This is a genomic window from Solibacillus isronensis, from assembly GCF_900168685.1.
In the GTDB taxonomy this organism is placed as follows: domain Bacteria; phylum Bacillota; class Bacilli; order Bacillales_A; family Planococcaceae; genus Solibacillus; species Solibacillus isronensis_A.
Window position 1 is genome coordinate 1,893,046 of the sequence record NZ_FVZN01000014.1, and the last position, 20,063, is coordinate 1,913,108.

The 20,063-nt window shown below is 39.1% G+C and carries 21 protein-coding genes, 1 other RNA gene and 2 other annotated features (1 of these 24 running past the window's edge); of the genes, 3 read left to right on the plus strand and 19 right to left on the minus strand.

What is annotated here, in order from left to right:
• The first annotated feature begins 41 nt into the window (after positions 1-41).
• A complete protein-coding gene (locus B5473_RS18175; protein WP_079527741.1) occupies positions 42-1,247 on the plus strand; it encodes an MFS transporter in 1,206 nt (401 codons plus the stop codon).
• Positions 1,248-1,266: 19 nt separating this feature from the next.
• On the opposite strand, the gene B5473_RS18180 is transcribed toward B5473_RS18175, so the two are convergent.
• Complete coding sequence (locus tag B5473_RS18180; protein ID WP_079527743.1) at positions 1,267-2,118, minus strand: DegV family protein; 852 nt, start codon at positions 2,116-2,118, stop codon at positions 1,267-1,269.
• A gap of 238 nt (positions 2,119-2,356) precedes the next feature.
• On the opposite strand from B5473_RS18180, the gene B5473_RS18185 reads away from it, so the two are divergent.
• On the plus strand, positions 2,357-2,827 hold the full coding sequence (locus tag B5473_RS18185; RefSeq protein WP_079527745.1) for a glutathione peroxidase: 471 nt from the start codon (positions 2,357-2,359) through the stop codon (positions 2,825-2,827).
• Between the two features lie 57 nt (positions 2,828-2,884).
• Here the strand turns inward: B5473_RS18185 and B5473_RS18190 are convergent, their stop codons facing one another.
• The 12 genes from B5473_RS18190 to cymR all read right to left on the minus strand — a co-directional run bounded on the left by B5473_RS18190 (position 2,885) and on the right by cymR (position 12,640).
• A complete protein-coding gene (locus B5473_RS18190; RefSeq protein WP_079527747.1) occupies positions 2,885-3,745 on the minus strand; it encodes a TIGR04104 family putative zinc finger protein in 861 nt (286 codons plus the stop codon).
• The gene (locus B5473_RS18195; protein WP_079527749.1) at positions 3,738-4,232 is read right to left on the minus strand and encodes an RNA polymerase sigma factor; all 495 of its coding nucleotides are present in this window, start codon (positions 4,230-4,232) and stop codon (positions 3,738-3,740) included. The genes B5473_RS18190 and B5473_RS18195 overlap by 8 nt, the downstream gene beginning before the upstream one ends.
• A gap of 109 nt (positions 4,233-4,341) precedes the next feature.
• Complete coding sequence (locus B5473_RS18200) at positions 4,342-4,713, minus strand: DUF5071 domain-containing protein (RefSeq protein ID WP_079527751.1); 372 nt, start codon at positions 4,711-4,713, stop codon at positions 4,342-4,344.
• Positions 4,710-5,291 (minus strand): anthranilate synthase component II, encoded by a 582-nt coding sequence (locus B5473_RS18205; RefSeq protein ID WP_079527753.1) that lies wholly within the window; start codon positions 5,289-5,291, stop codon positions 4,710-4,712. Before B5473_RS18205 ends, B5473_RS18200 begins: the two co-directional genes overlap by 4 nt.
• Positions 5,288-6,676, minus strand: a complete 1,389-nt coding sequence (trpE, locus tag B5473_RS18210) for an anthranilate synthase component I (RefSeq protein WP_079527755.1) — start codon at positions 6,674-6,676, stop codon at positions 5,288-5,290. Before trpE ends, B5473_RS18205 begins: the two co-directional genes overlap by 4 nt.
• 53 nt (positions 6,677-6,729) lie before the next feature.
• Positions 6,730-6,938: a binding site (T-box leader), on the minus strand.
• A gap of 50 nt (positions 6,939-6,988) precedes the next feature.
• Positions 6,989-7,756 carry a hypothetical protein gene (locus tag B5473_RS21005; RefSeq protein WP_254865366.1) on the minus strand — a complete coding sequence of 256 codons (768 nt, stop codon included), beginning with the start codon at positions 7,754-7,756 and terminating at the stop codon, positions 6,989-6,991.
• Positions 7,713-8,357: a hypothetical protein gene (locus B5473_RS21010; protein WP_254865367.1), complete on the minus strand. Its 645-nt coding sequence runs from the start codon at positions 8,355-8,357 to the stop codon at positions 7,713-7,715. The genes B5473_RS21005 and B5473_RS21010 overlap by 44 nt, the downstream gene beginning before the upstream one ends.
• Entirely contained in the window at positions 8,354-8,995 is a 642-nt protein-coding gene (locus B5473_RS18220) for an ATPase (RefSeq protein ID WP_079527757.1), read from the minus strand. Before B5473_RS18220 ends, B5473_RS21010 begins: the two co-directional genes overlap by 4 nt.
• 153 nt (positions 8,996-9,148) lie before the next feature.
• Positions 9,149-9,808: a tetratricopeptide repeat protein gene (locus B5473_RS18225; RefSeq protein WP_176142139.1), complete on the minus strand. Its 660-nt coding sequence runs from the start codon at positions 9,806-9,808 to the stop codon at positions 9,149-9,151.
• Between the two features lie 63 nt (positions 9,809-9,871).
• Positions 9,872-10,990: a tRNA 2-thiouridine(34) synthase MnmA gene (gene mnmA, locus B5473_RS18230; RefSeq protein ID WP_008408537.1), complete on the minus strand. Its 1,119-nt coding sequence runs from the start codon at positions 10,988-10,990 to the stop codon at positions 9,872-9,874.
• Between the two features lie 59 nt (positions 10,991-11,049).
• Entirely contained in the window at positions 11,050-12,195 is a 1,146-nt protein-coding gene (locus tag B5473_RS18235; RefSeq protein WP_079527761.1) for a cysteine desulfurase family protein, read from the minus strand.
• Between the two features lie 25 nt (positions 12,196-12,220).
• Complete coding sequence (cymR, locus tag B5473_RS18240; protein WP_079527763.1) at positions 12,221-12,640, minus strand: cysteine metabolism transcriptional regulator CymR; 420 nt, start codon at positions 12,638-12,640, stop codon at positions 12,221-12,223.
• A 132-nt stretch (positions 12,641-12,772) separates the two neighbouring features.
• Between cymR and B5473_RS18245 the strand changes: the two genes are divergently transcribed.
• Positions 12,773-14,053, plus strand: coding sequence for a replication-associated recombination protein A (locus B5473_RS18245; protein WP_079527765.1), 1,281 nt, complete (start codon positions 12,773-12,775; stop codon positions 14,051-14,053).
• A gap of 64 nt (positions 14,054-14,117) precedes the next feature.
• Here B5473_RS18245 and B5473_RS18250 read toward each other — a convergent pair whose 3' ends face one another.
• From B5473_RS18250 to hisS, 6 genes are all read right to left on the minus strand, one after another.
• Positions 14,118-14,612, minus strand: a complete 495-nt coding sequence (locus B5473_RS18250; protein WP_079527767.1) for a GTPase — start codon at positions 14,610-14,612, stop codon at positions 14,118-14,120.
• Positions 14,613-14,757: 145 nt separating this feature from the next.
• Entirely contained in the window at positions 14,758-15,162 is a 405-nt protein-coding gene (locus B5473_RS18255; protein WP_079527769.1) for an aminopeptidase, read from the minus strand.
• A 318-nt stretch (positions 15,163-15,480) separates the two neighbouring features.
• On the minus strand, positions 15,481-16,242 hold the full coding sequence (locus B5473_RS18260) for a tRNA threonylcarbamoyladenosine dehydratase (RefSeq protein ID WP_079527771.1): 762 nt from the start codon (positions 16,240-16,242) through the stop codon (positions 15,481-15,483).
• Positions 16,243-16,434: 192 nt separating this feature from the next.
• A non-coding RNA gene (ssrS, locus tag B5473_RS18265) (6S RNA) lies at positions 16,435-16,632 on the minus strand.
• Positions 16,633-16,790: 158 nt separating this feature from the next.
• Positions 16,791-18,563 carry an aspartate--tRNA ligase gene (gene aspS, locus B5473_RS18270; RefSeq protein ID WP_079527773.1) on the minus strand — a complete coding sequence of 591 codons (1,773 nt, stop codon included), beginning with the start codon at positions 18,561-18,563 and terminating at the stop codon, positions 16,791-16,793.
• Positions 18,564-18,577: 14 nt separating this feature from the next.
• A complete protein-coding gene (hisS, locus tag B5473_RS18275) occupies positions 18,578-19,846 on the minus strand; it encodes a histidine--tRNA ligase (protein ID WP_079527775.1) in 1,269 nt (422 codons plus the stop codon).
• Positions 19,847-19,932: 86 nt separating this feature from the next.
• Positions 19,933-20,063 (minus strand) — a binding site (T-box leader); it runs 106 nt beyond the window's last position.

The window sequence follows — 20,063 nt, forward strand, 5'->3', positions numbered from 1 at the left end:
ACTACCGATTATTCAAAAGTTTTCAAGATTGAAGGGATTACATGGACTATATAAAAAGAGGAACAAAAGCTTTTAAACTGACGAATATCGCGTTATTTGCTGCGGGTTTTATCACCTTTGCCAACCTTTATATTACGCAGCCGCTAATGCCCCAGTTTTCAAATGATTATAATGTCTCCCCAGCGGTAGCCAGTTTGTCTTTATCTGCTGCTACGTCCGTTTTGGCATTTAGTCTGTTACTTTTCGGTTCATTGTCGGAAGCTTGGGGCCGAAAAAAATTGATGACTGCTTCGATATTTGCGGCTTCCGTTTTAACTCTCGCATTAGCGTTTGCTCCTAATTTTGAAACGATTCTCGCATTGCGTATCATTCAAGGTTTTGTATTTGCCGGGGTTCCAGCCATTGCGATGGCTTATTTAGGAGAAGAAATGGAACCTTCAAGCTTAGGTGTGGCAATGGGTCTTTACATAAGCGGAAATGCAATTGGCGGTTTATCGGGCCGTATTATCATCGGTACGATGAGTGATTTGTTCAACTGGCAAATCGGAATGATTGTACTCGGAGTTTTAAGCATTATTATCAGTTGTTACTTCGTATGGGCATTACCAGAGTCCAAACATTTCACACCACGTCCATTGCAGTTCCGATTACTGACTAAAACACTTTTCCAGCATATAAAAGATAGACGACTTGTATTATTGTTCGGGATTGGATTTACTTTAATGGGCAGCTTTGTAACTATGTATAACTATATCGGCTTTAAATTGGTTGATTCTCCCTATAATTTAAGCATGACATTTGTAAGTTGGCTATTTGTTGTTTATTTAGTGGGGACATGGAGCTCCACATGGTTCGGAAGCTTGTCAGATCAGTATGGCCGGCAAAATGTTCTTTACAGCGGAATCGTCATTATGATCTTAGGTGCAGTTCTTACCTTCCCTGTAAGTTTGCCTTTAAAAATAAGCGGGCTCATTATTTTTACTTTCGGCTTTTTCGGCACGCATTCTATCGCAAGCGGCTGGGTCAGTCATTTAGCCAAAGTCGATAAAGCCCAGGCTTCCTCATTGTATTTGTTCGCCTATTATATGGGGTCAAGTATCGGAGGAACGCTTGGCGGTATCTTTTGGATGCACTACGGTTGGACTGGCGTTGTCCTTTTCATCGGATCAGCACTTGTAGTAACATTTATTTTTGCAGGCTTTATTCAATACTTTCAATCTAAATACGAAAAAATGCAGAGCGCCTAGAAACGGGCTCTGCATTTTTCTATTCCCGCACCCAAGTCAAACCTAATGTTCCTTCTCCTGCATGAACACCTACACAGGCTGAAAGTGGTGTTGGGGTAAATTGAATTGACGGAAATTTCTTTAATAATTCCTTTTTCCACTCGATAGCCCCTGCTTCATTATTACAGTGAATAATAGCTGCTTCTTTTACAGGTGACTTTGAAATAGCTCGCTCAAGTTTTTCAATGACGGCTTTTTTAGCACGATTATCGGCACGTACTTTTTTCGCCACTTCAACGCCGCCTTCTTTATTGTATTCAATCACTAGTTTAATATTGAGCAAGTTACTGAGAAACATCGCCATCCCTGAAACACGTCCGCTTTTATGCAATTGCTCCAAGCTTGCAGGGATAAAAGCAAGTTCTGACTTGCCACGCATTGCTTCTATTTTCTCTACGATTGCTTCCGGGGCATGTCCTTGTTTTTCAAGCTCAATTCCAAGTGCCAGCATGACTTGCATTGGATATGAACCAATTTTCGCATCAATAACATAACTTTTGAAACCCGCCTGTTCTGCAGCCATTGGAGCACTTAGCACAGTACCCGATAGTTGTTCAGAAGTATGAACCGCAATGGCACAGTCATAGCCCTGTTCTTTTATTTTTTCATATAAAGCTACATGTTCTCCGAATGCCGGCTGAGACGTTTTCGGATGCATTGTTGAATTTCTTAATTTATCGTAAAATTCCTCGTGCGTCATATCCACTGTTTCACGAAGTGCGCCCTCTTCAAAAACGATGTTCAATGCAAGCACATGAATTGAGTGTTCTTTAATAAAACTTTCCGGTAATAATGCTGCAGTATCTGTAATCCATGCAATCTTTTTATTCATTATAAAACTCCTTGATGTTAAAATTTTATGTCTCACAAGAATGTAAGCGCAATCATAGTAATGGCACAGTGACACATGTCATATTTGAATGGATAAGTTCCGAGGCTGACATTATTTCGACAAGATTCGAGTTTTATTTTCGTTTTTAAGTAATACCGATTATTTTACATATGGGCCTTTTTTCCGTACGATAAAAGTACAAACAATTATATTAGTAGTTTTGAGGAGGAACGAAAGCATGAATATTTATGATATTCCTGTTAAGACAGAAAAAGGCGAGCAATATGAATTAGACCGCTATAAAGGCCAAGTAATGATGATTGTCAATACGGCAAGCAAGTGCGGGTTTACAAATCAGTTTACAGAGCTTGAAGAATTATACGATAAATACAAAGAAGAAGGATTTGTCGTACTCGGTTTCCCTTCTGACCAATTTAAACAGGAGTTGTCTTCCGGTGAGGAAGCTGCCGAGTTCTGCCTCCTGGATTACGGTGTAACGTTCCCGATGCATGAAATGGTGAAAGTGAACGGTTCAGAAGCACATCCTTTATTTAAACATTTAACTTCTGAAGCAAAAGGTCTTTTAGGGCAGTCGGTTAAGTGGAATTTCACAAAATTTTTAGTCGACCGTGATGGCAATGTTATTAAACGTTACGCCCCACAAGATTCACCGACAAAAGCAGAAAACGATATTGCGAAATTACTTTAAAATTTATTTTTATTTATAATAGAAAAGAGCAGCCGAAGATTAATACGGCTGCTTTTTTTAAAATAAAAATTCCTCTTTCTCTGTCAGTTCCAAATACAATGGCATAACTACAAAAAACATAGTCAGTACATAAAAAGCTAGACACAGAATGGTTAAAGTTATCGGTAAATCAAAAGAAGAAGAGAAAATAATCGTTGGTGATGTAAGCATTGATAAGCCCCCGATTATTTGACGGTATTTTTTAGTGTAAAATAATTTCTCATTGCACGTTGGACAACGCAATTCCATTTTTAATTTACATACTATTTTTATTTGTTCTTTTTTTGAATACGAATGGCGACAATGCGGACAGCATACCTCTCCTGTTGTATTGCGGGCAAAATAAAATAAGAGAACGATTTGTAAAATAAGGATAAGCATGAAAATACTAAGTTTCAGCCACTGAATGTCCACTTCAAACATCTGAATTAGGCTCCCGATTGCATAGACGATAAATGGCGAGATTGCGATCAGCAAATAACGCAATTTATATACAGTTTTACGAAGTTGAAGTACTTTCGGTTTTTGCCATCTCTTCATCGTAAAGAACACAATTGTGAAGAAAACCCCATTGATAATCAGTAATAAACTAATGATGGCCACATGCTTGCCTCTTCTTATATCTTCTGCTAATTGCTCTCGGTCAAAGTTTGCTAATACTGGGCTCGATGCCTGATTAGGAGGAGATACGATCACATCATTAGTGAATAAGTATAGGATAAATACTGCTGTAAAAACAAAAATCGGAGCAATTACAATTGACCAATTCGTTTGTCGTTTCGGGCGTTTGGAACGATCGACCGTTTGCTTTAAATTTAACTTCTGCCGTTCCGTTAATTGCATTTTACTTAACTCTTGCTGCCACTTCTCCTTAATCATCCTGCATCACCTCCATGCTTAATTTTGGCTTTAATTTTGCTCTTGCACGCTGCAAACGCGATTTAACAGTCGATACCGCCAATTCCAATAACTCGGCGATTTCAAACACCGTCATTTCCTCATAGTAATAGAGTAATAATACTTCCCGATCTTTTACCGGTAATGTAAGAACAGCGGCGGTTATTTCACCCTGTAATTCTTTCTCTACATAAATCTGTTCCACACCTTTTTCATGCTGCTGAAAAAACTGAGTAATTACCGTTTTCTTGTTTTTCCAGCTGCGTAAATAATCATAGCTGCGGTTAATCGTCATCTTCACTAAATAGGTTTTAATCGATGCTCTTTGTTCAAATTGTACTGATTTATGATAATAGTTTATAAATACGTCTTGGACGACTTCTTCAGCTGTTAAACGATCCTTCGTATATATAAAAGCAATGCGGTACAAATAATCACTGTATGTATCAATTAGTTTTTCAATTTCCACTAGCCGCCCTCCTTTTACCCTTATAGACGGAAACAATTTTAATTTGGACGCATTTATCCTAATATTAATTAAAAAAATCGCCTAACCAATTTATGATTAGGCGAATCTGTTATGGCTGAAAACTTATTAAGGCTTCTTGAGCAGCTTCAATATTATCTTCATTGAAAGGTGTTTTCTCCATTGCGGCAATTTGTTCGACGGCATCTGCCAAGACGAGCTTCGAATAAAACGGCAGCTTCGGTACTATTGAAACAAGACACCAGTAAATCCACATGTCATCGTCCCCGCGTAGCACTTCGTCAACAAGTGGCGTCAGCTCATTCGGATAGTGAAGCAGCAGCTCAACCATTGGCTCCGCGACTGGCCAGTTCATATCCTGCACCCATTCAAGCAGCTTCGGCAGTAAAGGAATGACCGCTTCTGCATCCGCAGTTTTCAGTTTTTGCACTGCTGCAATATCATGCTTATCTTTCGGTATCATGCCAATACCTCCACCTTTTTTAAAAACTCGCTGATCATGGATGTACCGAGTTCTGTTCCGATGGACTCGGGATGAAACTGCAGCCCATATACCGGATATTGTTTATGTTGAATAGCCATAATTTCCCCATCATCTGCACTTGTAGCAACAACTTGGAAATCTTCATGCAATGTTTGCTTTTCAATAATAAGCGAATGATAGCGCATCACTTCAACTACTCCCTCGAATTGTGCAAACAAACCTGTTTTTTCATATTGAAGCATGCTCGTTTTCCCATGCATAATATTTTGGGCATGGCTCACCGTTGCACCGAACGCTTCTCCAATTGACTGATGGCCGAGGCAGATTCCCAATATCGGAATCTCTTTATAAAGCTGGCGGATCATTTCAATGACAATACCTGCGTCTTTCGGTTCCCCGGGTCCTGGAGAAATAACAATCGCTTTCGGCTGTAGTGTGCGGATTTCTTCAACTGTCATGGCATCATTTCGAACAATTTTTACATCTTCCCCAAACTGTGCAATTTGGTGATACAGATTATACGTAAATGAATCATAATTATCGATAAGTAAAATCATTTGCGCACCTCCAACAATGCTTTTGCTTTATTTAAAGTTTCTTCATATTCCATTTCAGGGACGGAATCATAAACAATCCCTGCACCTGCCTGAACATAAGCTTTCTCATCTTTGATTACCATTGTACGGATCGCAAGGGCTAAATCCATATCCCCTGATGCCGATAAATAACCAATCGCACCTGCATAAATTCCGCGCTTTCTCTGTTCCAGCTCATTTATAATTTGCATCGCACGAATTTTCGGCGCACCCGATACAGTACCGGCTGGCAGGCTCGATGCGATTACATCGACTAAGTGAGCATCGTCCCGCAATTTTCCTGTCACCTCGGAAACGATATGCATTACATACTTATACTTTTCGATTTCCATATATTTTGTAACAGCTACTGTTCCAATCTGCGCAACACGTCCAACATCATTCCGTCCTAAATCAACAAGCATTTTATGCTCAGCAATTTCCTTTTCGTCTAGCAGCAATGCATTCGCAATCGCTTCATCTTCCTGTGCATTCTGTCCACGCGGCTTTGTTCCGGCAATCGGATTTGTCGTGACAAGCCCTTTTTGAACTTTCACAAGACTTTCCGGTGATGTGCCAAGTACCGTATAGTCCCCAAATTCCATAAAAAACATATACGGCGAAGCATTTGACGTCCGTAATTTCCGGTAAAGTGTCAATGGGTTTTCACGGTAATGGGCTTCAAACGTTTGGGACAAAACAACTTGGAAAATGTCACCATTGCGTATATACTCTTTTGCAGTTTCAACCATTTCAATAAAGCGCTCTTTTTTAATAGTCGGTGCGAATTGTACGTCGATTTCTGGTGTCTGCTTATATGGTACAGATGACATCATCATTTGTTCGATATCATCCACTTTTTGCTGCATCAGCTCCATCGTATGACCCGCCTGAAACAGATCCATTGCCACGATGGATACTTGCTGTAACAGATGATCGATTACGATAAATGTTTCATAAAAATAGACATGAACATCCGGCATATTGTATACATCGCCTACAATTTCCCCGATTTGTTCAAAATGATATGCTGTTTCATAGCCGAAATAACCGATTGCCCCGCCAAAAAAGGCAAACGGAGCTTCTTCCTTTTGGATTGGCAATAGCTCTTTCAACAAAGTTAATACCGGTTTCTGTTCTGTCGTCAGCTCTTGTTTATGAATTGAATAAGAACCGGATTCCGCATTTCCTTTCAGTTCACCGACCGGATTAAAGGCGATGAAGGAATAGCGTCCATTTTGCTTAAATTTTGCATTGGATTCGAATAATACCTTTTTTGTTCCAATGATAGATTCAAAAATTGAAATTGGCGTATAAGTATCGCCATTTACCTGCTTCATTACGTATTTGTCTGTCTTTACTGCCATACTCATCTCTCCTCAGCTTTTCTTTTCGTGAACACAAAAAGGCCCTTTCGCTTTTAAAGGACGAAAGAGCCGTGGTGCCACCTTTATTGACTAAATTAAATTTATTTAGTCCACTCAAAACTCGTAACGTGAGCGCTACGGCACAGCATTTCCTCTGTGCAGCTAGAAAGTCCATTCATAAAGTACGTTTACTGACTTCCACCAACCGTCAGCTCTCTAAAAAAACGCCGCTTTACTACTCTTTTTTCATCATTGCTTTTACTATACTAGCTATTGTATCGTTTCAGCCCAAATTTTACAAACTATTTTAAATTAACTGTAAATATAAAGTTGTCCGTGTGATTTTGCATAGTACAGACTTGCATCAGCAAAGGCTACTAATTGTTCATACGATACATCTTCTTTTTTTAATTGGTCTGAATGGATAAATCCAAAATGGATCGGGATTTCTACCACTCCTGATGTCGAGTGAACAGCAGTTGTCCGAAGTTTTTCCTCCAGTTTCATTAACAACTTGAAAAAGTCACTTTCGGAAATATTTTTTATAAACGCTTCTCCTGCATTTTTCGATAATACATTAACCTTTGCCTCATACTCGAAAATATTTGAATAAATCGACTCAAATAATGTGAATAGTAACTGCTCAGTAAATAAGGTGCCGAACAGCTCTTCAATTTTATCTGTGATAAAGCACCAGTGAATACAGTAAATCGCCTCTTTGTTCGTAAGCGCATGTTTCACAAACTTGATTGTACTCTCTTTCGAAACGACATGCGGGAATTTAACTGCAAGCGCGGTCGTTTCCTCTTCGAAAAAAAAGTCAGCATGTATGTTACGTATTTTGCGTACACTGATCGGCTCACTTTTATTCTTTTCAATCAAGTGCTGCAATTCCTTTTTATAACGAAACTGCTCGATTAGCCCAAAACGTTGAAGGTACCTTTCCACTACGGACAATAATACAAAATTCTGTTGTTTCTCCAATTGAATATACGCCTGTTCAAACATTTCCAAGCTTTCATTCCCATAGCCAGCCCTATAGTTTAATATCGCTTCCGCAAAACAGTATATTCCCGGCATAATAAGGGGATTTGCCTTCCAGATGCTGCAAAACATCCCGCTTTATCTGGTTAAATTCCATTTCACTATTCGTCGAAGCATAATAATAGAGTGCGCCTAAATAGCCTCTAACAATCGTTGCGCTGACAGAAGGAATTTTCTGTTTATAATACTCCGCCAACTTTATTGCGATATGAGCATTTTCCGGTTCGTTTTTATAATGGTACTGTGCTGCCAGATTGCAATAATTAATGATAATAAATTCATCGTTTTGCAAAAGATGCGCATACTTAAGCGATTTTTTTGCTGCTTCTATCGATTCATCATGATGTTTTGCAAAGATATGTTCAAGACTGTACAGATAGTAATAAACCATCTTATTTTCATCTTTGCCATATGTTAAACAAAGCTTTTCATAATCATCCATGACCGCATGAAAGTTTTGATAGTTACCTATTTCAAAATATGTTGATGCCAAATATTCATAGCATAGGAGTGCTTCTGCATACCTTTTTTCTTCAAGTGTTATCGGCAGTGTAATCGTGCTGAATTGGATTACTTCCATATATCGCAACTCATTGAAGAGATTTCGCAAATGTTCAATCTGGTTTGAAATTTTCATGTCACTCGTCCACCCCAGTCATTGATTAATCCAAATACGGCTTCATAAATCTCACTTGCCTCAGTAATCGCTTGTTCATAGAGGTTAAAAAGAGACTGTTCGAACTCTAATACAAGCACCTGCAATTCTTTTAATAAAGTACTTTGTAATAAAGCTAGCTGTTGCGGGTAATTTTCAACTTCAATATATTTCGCATCATAATATGGTCTTAAACTTCTACTGCTGAAGCCTTTCAGAGCCTGGAAATTTACCGCCATTTCCTCGTTTTCTGCTAATTTTTCCACGATAAACTGCTCCTGCTTTAAATAAATATAAATTGCACAAATAAACGCCAGCTTCTCGTTTTCTAATAAAGCAAGCTGAATATAGCGTCTTATTTGAAAGGTTTTAATTTTATCCAAAAAAAATTTTCGAATTGGATAAATCATCGTATTTTCCGGATTGGAAATACGATCGATTTCTTCAGTAGATAATAAATACCAAATATCAAATATGATGACTGAACGTTGGTAAGACTCCTCACTGAATGGAAGTATTAATGTGAATAGATTTAGTTCATCGATCAACTGCTGAAATTGGTACATTGTCTCATCAGAAATTAAAAACATACAATCTGCTTTATCTATTTTAGCCTGCATGCTGCATATCTCACCTCAAATAATTGTCAGTTTCATCCATCATATCATAAACTTACTGTTTTGAAGTATTTCATTTTAGTATCATTTATACATAAAAAAGTGATGGTTGAAACAATCTCCTTCCAACACATCACTTTATATTTTTTTTTGAAATTAATTCGAACGTTGGCAAATCATATCATATAAATACTTCGCCTGATCAAACTCAGGTTGCAGTGTATAAGCTTGTTTCAAATGATATTTTGCTTTATCGGTATCTGATGTAGCTACCGCGTATAGTACACCTAAATTATAATGCGCATCTGCATTATTCCAGTCTTCTTCAATCACATACTCCAGCTCCGGCTTTGCAAAATCGAACATTTCCAAAGAGCAAAGCAAAATGCCGTATGATAAACGAATTTGCAAATCTTTTGGTGCAAGTTCTGCCGCACGTTGCATAAATGGCAGGGCCAGCTTGAATTGCTCTTCGCGTTCAAATGATTTTGCCAGCATGTAATAGGCATCTGCCCCTTCGATTCCGTAATCGATCGATTTTTGATATAGTTTTGCGGCTTCTGTATAGCGTTCAGCTTCATAATATAAATTCGCTAAACCGTAATACGCTGTAGCAGCTTTTTCATCTACTGTGATCGCCTTTTGGAAAAAACGTTCAGCACGTTCGATATCCCCCATCGCGGCAAGCAATGTACCGAAGTTTACATAGCCGATCGCATCATTCGGCTGTGTTTCAATTGCCTGAGTAAAAGCTTGTGCAGCTTCTTCATAACGCTTTTCCTGAAATGCTTTAATCCCGATTTCATTATAGTTTATATCCATTCTTTCACCTCTATAAATATGTATAGACGCTCATTTTAAATGAACGTCTATCGTCTATTACCCTACATATGTTAACTTTTCGCTATTTTTAAACACGCCGTCGATTGTACCGCCACCTAGGCACTCTTCACCATCATACAGAACAACAGCTTGTCCAGGTGTGATCGCTCGAACAGGCTCGGCAAATTCAATATACGCTGTACCGTCTTCACGCATTGTCACTGTTACCGGCGAGTCTTCCTGACGATAGCGGAATTTAGCCGTGCAGTTAAATGTGCCCGTTTTCGCTTCCCCTGTAAAGCTCATTTTTACTGCAGTCAATGCATCCGAATACAGTGCATCGTGATGGAAACCTTGGCCAACATATAATACATTTCGTGTTAAATCTTTACCGACAACAAACCAAGGTTCGCCGTCTCCGCCGATTCCCAGGCCGTGACGTTGCCCTAATGTATAGTACATTAAACCGTCGTGCGTACCTTTTACTTCACCGTCAAATGTTTCCATATTGCCTGGCTGTGCAGGAAGGTACTGGCTTAAAAACTCTTTAAAATTACGTTCTCCGATGAAACAGATTCCTGTTGAATCTTTTTTCTTCGCTGTAGCCAATCCTGCTTCTTCCGCAATTTTACGAACTTCAGGCTTCGGCAAATGTCCGATTGGGAACATGACCTTTTCCAGTTGTTCTGAAGTTAACTGATTCAGGAAATATGTTTGGTCTTTATTATTATCAATGCCTCGAAGCATTTTCACACCGTTTTCGTCATGCGCTACACGTGCGTAGTGGCCTGTCGCTAAATAATCCGCGCCAAGTGCCAGTGCGTGCTCCAGGAAGGCTTTAAATTTAATTTCTTTATTGCACATAACATCAGGGTTCGGTGTACGACCTGCTTTATACTCTTCCAGGAAGTACGTAAATACTTTGTCCCAATATTGTTTTTCAAAGTTGACCGCATAATATGGAATGCCGATTTGGTTGCATACTGCAATTACATCATCATAATCTTCTGTCGCTGTACATACACCAAATTCATCCGTGTCATCCCAGTTTTTCATGAAAATACCGATTACATCATAGCCTTGCTGTTTCAATAAATACGCGGCTACTGATGAATCTACGCCTCCACTCATTCCAATAACTACTCGAATTTGAGATGGATCTCTTGTTTCTACCATTTACTATTCACCTTTTCTTAGACAAATCGCGTAAAAGGCGCGAAGTCTTTCTTATAAATTTACGAAGTTAGTCGTTTCACAATTTCAGCAGTACGCTTCCCTGCTTCCCGCACTAACTCATCTGTTAATCCTAACCCAAAACTGAAACGAATGGAACTACGAAGCTCAGGAGCGTTCTGTCCATACATCGCAACAAGTACATGGGACGGGTCAATCGAACCTGCCGTACAAGCAGAACCGCTTGATACGAGTACTCCTGCCATATCCAAGTTGATCAAAAATGATTCAACATCCGTTCCGGGGAAAGTAACATTCAATACATGCGGTAAAACGCTCATTTGATGACCATTCAGATGAAATTCAATACCTGCCTGCTGGAACTGTTCGATTAAAATATTTTTAAAACCGTTGTACTGCCCTATACGCTGTTGTGCAGATTGTCCTGCTAACTCGGCAGCTTTTGCAAATGAAATAATCGCCGGGACATTTTCCGTTCCTGCACGGCGTTTTTTCTCCTGGGAGCCGCCATATAGGATATTTGTTAATTTGACTCCTGTTTTTGCATATAAAAAGCCAATTCCTTTAGGACCGTTAATTTTATGGGCAGAAACACTCAGCAAATCAACATGGAGCGCTTCTACATCCATTTTTTCCAGTCCGAATGCTTGTACGGCATCTGTATGGAATGTAGCGTTATGTTCTTTTAAGATCGCTCCAATTTCTGCGATAGGCTGGATTGTGCCGACTTCATTGTTACCATACATAATCGTAACTAAAATCGTATCATCACGTAAAGCCTCTTTCACCTGTTCAGCACGGATTCGCCCTGTTTTGTCAACTGGTAAATACGTCACCGTGAAACCTTCTTTTTCAAGCTTTTCACACGCATGTAAAACGGCATGGTGTTCAATTGCTGTTGTAATAATATGTTTTCCTTCTTTTTGGCGCGCATAAGCTGTTCCAAAAATGGCCATATTATCGGCTTCTGTTCCACCGCTTGTAAAAATAATTTCAGAGGGTTTCGCATTTACTTTTGCTGCCAAACTTGCCCGAGAGTCATCCAGTGCTTTACGTGCACTGCGTCCAACTGTGTGAATACTTGATGCATTACCGCTTTCCTCGGCCATTGCACGTGCCATGACATCAATTACTTCCGGTGCAATGGGCGAAGTTGCGGCATGATCAAGATAAATTGTATTTTTCAAAACTAACTAACTCCTTTAAATAACACTAAATGTAAAACATATAGCCGTCAGATACTTCATTATTCGTATATTTTGCCAAATCGTCAATCGTCGTTGTATCCAATACATTTTTTACTGCATCACGAATACGCATCCATAATTCACGCTGTGGCGCTTCTTCATTTTCAATTCCTTCAACTGGCTGAATCGGCCCTTCCAATACACGGATGACATCAGCAGCAGAAATTTCATTTGGCTTATGTGCCAACATATATCCGCCATATGCGCCACGGACACTTTTCACAAGGCCAGCATTGCGCAGTGGTGATACTAACTGCTCTAAATACGCTTCAGATAAATCTTTATCCGCAGCAATTTGTCGCAACGGAATCGGTCCTTCACCAAAATGCTTTGCCAATTCAATCATAATCGTTAAACCGTAACGTCCTTTAGTCGATATTTTCATCGTTACACCTCTTATTTTCTAGTCCTTTAATATTATTCATTATAACACAACTCCTTTTAAACCACTCGGAAATACTTTATGATTATTAACAAAACCATTTTATTCAACTGAAAAGAAAAGGAGCGAAAAATTATGCAAAATGAACCGCTCGCCTATAAAATGAGACCTCGTACAATTCGCGAAGTTGTTGGTCAACAGCATATTATTGGACCGGCAACACCATTGTTTAAAATGATTGAAAAGGGACATGTACCTTCGATGTTGCTGTACGGACCTCCCGGGGTAGGAAAAACATCGATTGCAAATGCGATTGCCGGCAGTTCAAAACTTCCTTTTTTTGCATTAAACGCAACACATGCCGGGAAGAAAGATATTGAGCAAATTGTGATGGATGCACGAATGAGCGGTAAAGTCCTATTGTTTTTAGATGAAATCCACCGCTTTAACAAACTCCAGCAAGATACATTGCTGCCGCATGTTGAAAACGGTTCAATCGTCTTAATCGGAGCAACTACGGAAAATCCGTTTCATGATGTAAACCCTGCCATCCGTTCACGCTGCGGGGAAATATTACAATTAGAACGCTTAACAGGCGCTGATATCATACAATTGCTCAATCAGGCATTGTCGGATAAAGAACGCGGCCTTGGCCATTTAGAAATCGATATTAATGAACAGCAAATCGAAAACATCGCTAATGCCTCCAACGGCGATGCCCGCAAAGCTTTAACCCTCTTAGAATCGGTATATTATGCTTCAGATGAAAATGACGGGGTAACTATTATCAATGATAATGCGATCGATGCCCTTGCAAAAAGAATCGGAGTTTTTGGGGATAAAGGCGGCTCCCATTTCTATAATTTATTGTCGGCTCTTCAAAAATCGGTACGCGGTAGTGACCCAAATGCTGCGCTCTATTATTTGGCTCATTTACTCGAAAATGGGGACTTGGTTGCGGTATGTCGAAGACTGCTCGTCATGGCATATGAAGATATTGGACTTGCCAATCCTAGTGTTGGGGCACATGTGCAGGCAGCAACAGAAGCAGCCGTGAAACTAGGGCTGCCGGAAGCGCGCATCCCACTTGCAACCGCTGTCGTTGAAATGTGTCTATCGGATAAATCTAATTCGGCCTATAAAGCTTTGGATGCGGCAATTGCAGCAATACATGAAGGGAAAACGGGTGATATTCCGAACCATCTGAAGGATGCCCATTATGCGGGCGCGGCAACACTCGGCCACGTCGGATATAAATACCCGCACGACTCCCCAATTGGAACTTTCGGAGGCTGGGTACAACAGCAATACTTACCGGATGAACTTGCGGAAACCGAATTTTATAAGCCTGTTATTGCAGGTGAAGAAAAAAGAATGGCCGCCATATATGAAAAGCTGAAATCTTTTAAAAAATAAGCGGCCTTTCTAAACTATATTAAAAGAGTCATTTTCAAATTAATGAAAATGACTCTCTTATAATTTAATTTTCGTATGACTCAGCAAATTGCTTAAATGCTCGAATACATTGTTCTACATTGTCGGCAACCGTCAGTTTTACCTCTTCATCATTTAATTGATAAATACTTTTTTGAATTTCCGAAAGCAATTCTTCATTACTTTCAATATGCGCGTTTGGAATACAGCTCGCACTTAATTCATATAGCTTGATCACATGTGCACGTGCCTCCACATCATCTTCTGCTATTAAATTAGCATGTGCTAAACCTGTAAAGTATACAAGCTTTGAAGCAATATCCATATAAAGTGTCCAATAAGTAGTACTTGATGGTAATTCCCCGTTATTTTTCGCGACATAATCATTAAAATGATTCGCTACTTTATGCAATAATTCATCAAGCTGCTCAAAAGCTTTCGACCAATTTGGTTTCGTATCGATATTTTCAAAAACGATTGTATCCATTTTCAACTGTAGACTCGGCAAATTCAATAAATCATTTTTCATTTCAATTGTCATTCTATCGTTCCTCCTTGCATCCCCATGCATATTATCAATACGTTATTAACTATAGCAAAAAAAAGGAATTTTTCTGCGAAAACGAAAAAATCATTAAAATCCTGCCATATTTTTGCCATAATTAATCTCTTAATAGAATATTATGTCATTTGCTATTCAAAGATTCATCTGTCAAACGAGAAAAGTATTTTTCATATAATAACTTCTCGTTATCAATATAACCGATTTTATAATCAACCATTACCCCTTGTTTATAAATTTTTATTGACTTGCCTGAACTGTAAAAAACCCATTTAAATGATTCAATCCATCTATCTAATCTTTTTTCATCATTGCTCAAAAATAATTGCTTTTCTTTTATTATACCCGCCATTTTCCAGAAACCTTCACTTAGCTTGAAGTTTTTCGTTAAAAAATCATATTCAGGTTCAACAATGTGATTTGTATCATAAATGTGAATTGTATTTAAGTCGGCATCAATCGCAATTTCCACTGATCCGATTACATCATGTAAATTCAAGCCCCGGTATTCCATTTGTTGAATGACCATTTTTTAAGCTCCCTTACTAAACATTTTTATTATTTTACCACAATAATAACAACCTATATTAAAAAATGAATGTCCATTCATAATATTATTCTTTCTTAGGAAATTTTTGTATAACTGAATAAAGTATGTAATTTATTGCGCAATAATTTGATTGACGGAAAGATCTATTTGTTGTTTGATCAATTCCACAATTAAATTATATATGAAAAAACGCATTTTAAATTAGTTTATATTGTATAACAATTATTCAATAAAAAAAGATGTGTTAAAGGGTCTAAAACCCCCTTCACACATCCTTTTATTTAAAGTGGTCCTTACTTACCCTTGAACGCGGTTAATTTGGACATCTTTTAAAATCGTATTAATTACCCAGCTTGCAGCAATTAAGCCTGCAACAGATGGTACGAATGCATTTGATGAAGGCGGTAATTGTGCTTTGCGGATTTCAGCTTCAGGCTTTCCTACGTATTGTGCAACATCAGGACGCACAACAATTGGGGATTCATCTGAAAATACAACAGTTACACCTTTTTTAATGCCTTCTTTACGAAGCTTTGTACGAATTACTTTTGCCAGTGGATCTGTATGCGTTTTTGAAATGTCGGCAATTTGGAAACGTGTTGGATCCATTTTATTCGCAGCACCCATGCTTGAGATAATTGGGATGTTGCGTTTTAAACATTCTTTCATAATATGGATTTTGTACATTACTGTATCGGATGCATCGATTACATAATCGATTCCTTGCGCGAAAAATTGTTCATATGTTTCTTCTGTATAAAACATATGCATATCAATCACTTCGCACTCAGGGTTAATATCTGCAATTCGTTCTTTCATAACAGCAGATTTTGATTTTCCGACTGTTGATAGATAGGCAACCAATTGACGGTTAACATTCGTAATATCCACATTATCTTTATCTACTAATATGATACGGCCAATCCCGCTGCGTGCACATGCTTCCGCTGCAAACGAGCCTACACCGCCCACACCTAAAATCGCGACTGTCGTTTCTTTAAGTTTTTCTAGCCCTTCTGTTCCAATAGCTAATTCGTTTCGTGAAAATTGATGTAACATCTAATTTTACCCCTCAATCTTTATCATTCTACTAGGCATTATATCGACATCAATTACGAGATGCAAGCAACAATATAATGACAGTAAGTAGCATAAATAATATTTTTGCTTCATGAATGCTTCAATCCCGGTTATGAGCGCAAAATAAAAATACTCTTCTACATGAAAGTAGAAGAGTAAAATTAGAAATTGACGAATCCCAAATATGCCGTCTTGCTACAACATCGTTTTGATCCCGCGTCTATAGCAAGGGGGTGCACTAATCGCAGCGTTAAACTTCCCGCTCCAAATGGGGCATGTTTGCTTCTACGGTAATAGTAGCTCCCAACGATTTATTGTTCGGTCAAAAGTGTTTAGTAACAAATATAGCGACGAACACTTCAGGATTCGTATTAATGATATATTAACACCAATATTCTGATTATTCAATCGAAAACATCCCATTCTTATAAATTATTAAAATTGTACTAACTTTTTAGAAATATATGGTACCATTTTACTTTTTAAAAAAAGGTACTTCTTCCGGAGGGAAGAAATACCTTACCATGTTATTTTTTTGCTGTTGCTGCGATACGTAAGCTTAATTCTTCAAGCTGTGCATCGGAAACTTGTGATGGTGCCTCTGTTAATAAACAGCTTGCAGTTGCCGTTTTCGGGAATGCAATTGTATCACGTAAGTTTGTACGACCAGCAAGAAGCATTACTAATCGGTCAAGACCCATTGCTAAACCGCCATGTGGAGGAACGCCGTAGTCAAATGCTTCTAGTAAGAAACCGAATTGTGCACGCGCTTCTTCTTCACTGAATCCTAGCAGCTCAAACATTTTTGCTTGTAAATCCGGCTCATAAATTCGAAGTGAACCGCCACCAAGCTCATAACCGTTTAATACGATATCGTAGGCTTGTGCACGTACTTCTTTAGGGTTTGTATTCATTAGCTCTAAATCTTCATCGAATGGACGAGTAAATGGATGGTGAGCCGCATAATAACGACCTTCCGCCTCATCGTATTCGAATAATGGCCAATCAACAATCCATAAGAATTCGAATTTCGACTCATCGATTAAGCCTAGTTCTTTTCCTAATTTTAAACGTAATGCGCCTAATGCGTCTGCAACTACAGAAGATTTGTCTGCAACGAATAATAATAAGTCACCAGCTTGTGCTTCTGTTGCTTGGATAATTCCGTCCGCTGCTTCTCCTTCAAAGAACTTCGCGATTGGACCATTCAGGCCTTCTTCCGTCACTTTTAACCAAGCTAAACCTTTTGCTCCGTATCGGCCGGCAAACTCGCCTAAAGCATCAATGTCTTTACGAGAATAGTTAGCTGCCGCGCCTTTCACATTGATCGCCTTCACTTCGCCGCCATTTGCTACCGCGTTTGCAAATACACCGAAAGCTGATTCTTTCACGATGTCTGAAAGCTGTTTTAATTCCAGCCCGAAACGTACATCTGGTTTATCTGAACCGAAACGATCCATTGCTTCTTTATAGCTCATGCGTGGGAATGGTGTAACGACATCAATACCTTTGACATCTTCCATAACTTGAGTAAGAAGACGCTCATTCATTTCGATAATTTCATCCATTGATAAGAATGAAGTTTCAATATCAACTTGTGTAAATTCCGGCTGACGGTCCGCACGTAAGTCTTCGTCACGGAAGCATCGAGCGATTTGGAAGTACTTCTCAAAGCCACCTACCATTAAAAGCTGTTTAAACAGCTGGGGTGATTGCGGCAATGCATAAAATTCGCCGTCATGTACACGGGATGGAACTAAGTAGTCACGCGCTCCTTCTGGTGTTGATTTCGTTAAAATTGGTGTTTCTACTTCCAGGAAGCCTTCGTTTTGTAAGAAATTACGGATTGTACGTGTTACATCAGAACGCATTTTAAATGTGTCATACATTACAGGACGACGTAAATCTAAATAACGGTATTTTAGACGTAATTCTTCCGAAACTTCCACATTGTTATCGATTGCGAATGGAGGGTTTTTAGCTTCGTTAATAATTGTCAGTTCAGAAGCTGCCACTTCAATTTCGCCTGTTTTCATATTTTTATTTATTTGAGTTGCATCACGTAAAACAACTTTACCTTTTACTTCAATGACAAACTCATTACGAATTTTATTAGCAAGTTCTAATGCGTCTTTCGCCTGATCACCGAAAACTACTTGTACGATGCCTTCACGGTCACGCATATCTACGAAAATTAATCCGCCTAAGTCACGACGTTTTTGTACCCAACCTTTTAATACAACTTCCTGTCCCGCTTCTGCAGCTGTTACTAAACCGCATGCATGTGTTCTTTGCGCCATTGTTATTCCTCCAACTATTTGTTTTCTAAAACGTATTGGACTAGCTGACCGAATTCGACTTTTGTCTGATCGCCAGTTTCCATTGTTTTGACGTTTACTGCTTGCTCTTCTAATTCTGACTCACCTAGTACAATGACAAATTTTGCATTTGCACGGTCGGCAGCTTTCATTTGTGCCTTCATTTTTCGGTCTAAATAATCCATATCTGCTGAAATGCCCTTTGCACGGAATGAACTTACAAGCTCCACTGCTTTTAGTTTTGCCTCTTCGCCCATTGCCACAACATACATTTCCAGATTATTACCCGTTGCAAGCTCAATATTTTTTGCTTCCAGCGCTAATAATAATCGTTCAATTGATAGGGCAAATCCGATACCAGGTGATTCCGGTCCGCCAATATCTTCAACCAAACCATTATAACGGCCGCCACCGCAAAGTGTCGTAATTGAACCGAACCCATCACCAGTAATCATAATTTCAAACGCTGTATGGTTGTAGTAATCAAGACCCCGTACTAAGTTAGGGTCCACTTCATAGGAAATGCCCAGTACATCTAAGTATTGTTTTACTTTCGTGAAGTATTCCGCTGAAGAATCCGTTAAATAATTTGTTAATGCCGGTGCAGTTGCCATTGCCGGGTGTTTCGCATCTACTTTACAATCTAAAATACGTAAAGGATTTTTCTCTAGGCGGCTTTGACAATCACTGCAAAGCTCTCCCACGACCGGGGTGAAATGCTCGATTAACGCACTACGGTGCGCATCACGTGTCTCTTTGTCGCCTAATGAATTAATGACTAATTTTAAATCCGTCAATCCAAGTGTTGTATATACATCCATTGCAAGTGCCATTACTTCCGCATCAATCGCCGGATCGGCTGAGCCGATAGCTTCTACACCAAACTGAACGAATTGGCGATAGCGGCCAGCCTGTTGACGTTCATAACGGAACATTGGACCTGTGTAATAAAGTTTGACAGGCTGATCTGCCTGACCAAACATTTTATGCTCCACATATGCACGTACCGCTGAAGCTGTTCCTTCAGGACGTAATGTTAACGAACGATTTCCCTTGTCCGTAAATGTGTACATTTCTTTTTGTACGATATCTGTAGTATCGCCTACACCACGTTGAAATAGTTCTGTCGATTCAAACATTGGTGTGCGAATTTCGTTATAGCGATATTTATCACATAAATCACGAATGACACGTTCTACATACTGCCATTTTTCGGATTGACCCGGTAAAATATCCTGTGTTCCTTTAGGTACTTTAAAATTCATAAAAAGCACTCCTCTCTTAGTTGACCAAACCGTTCGCGTGCTATTTTAGAAGAAAATAAAAAAAGCCCCCGTCCCTTGCAAAAACTGCAAGGGACGAAAGCTTGTATAATCTTCCGCGGTTCCACCCTAATTGATGTATGACTACATCCTCTCGAATTCGGATAACGGCCGATTCCGTCTTCCCCTACTAGAAAAAATTTTTTTCGAGGAAACGCCT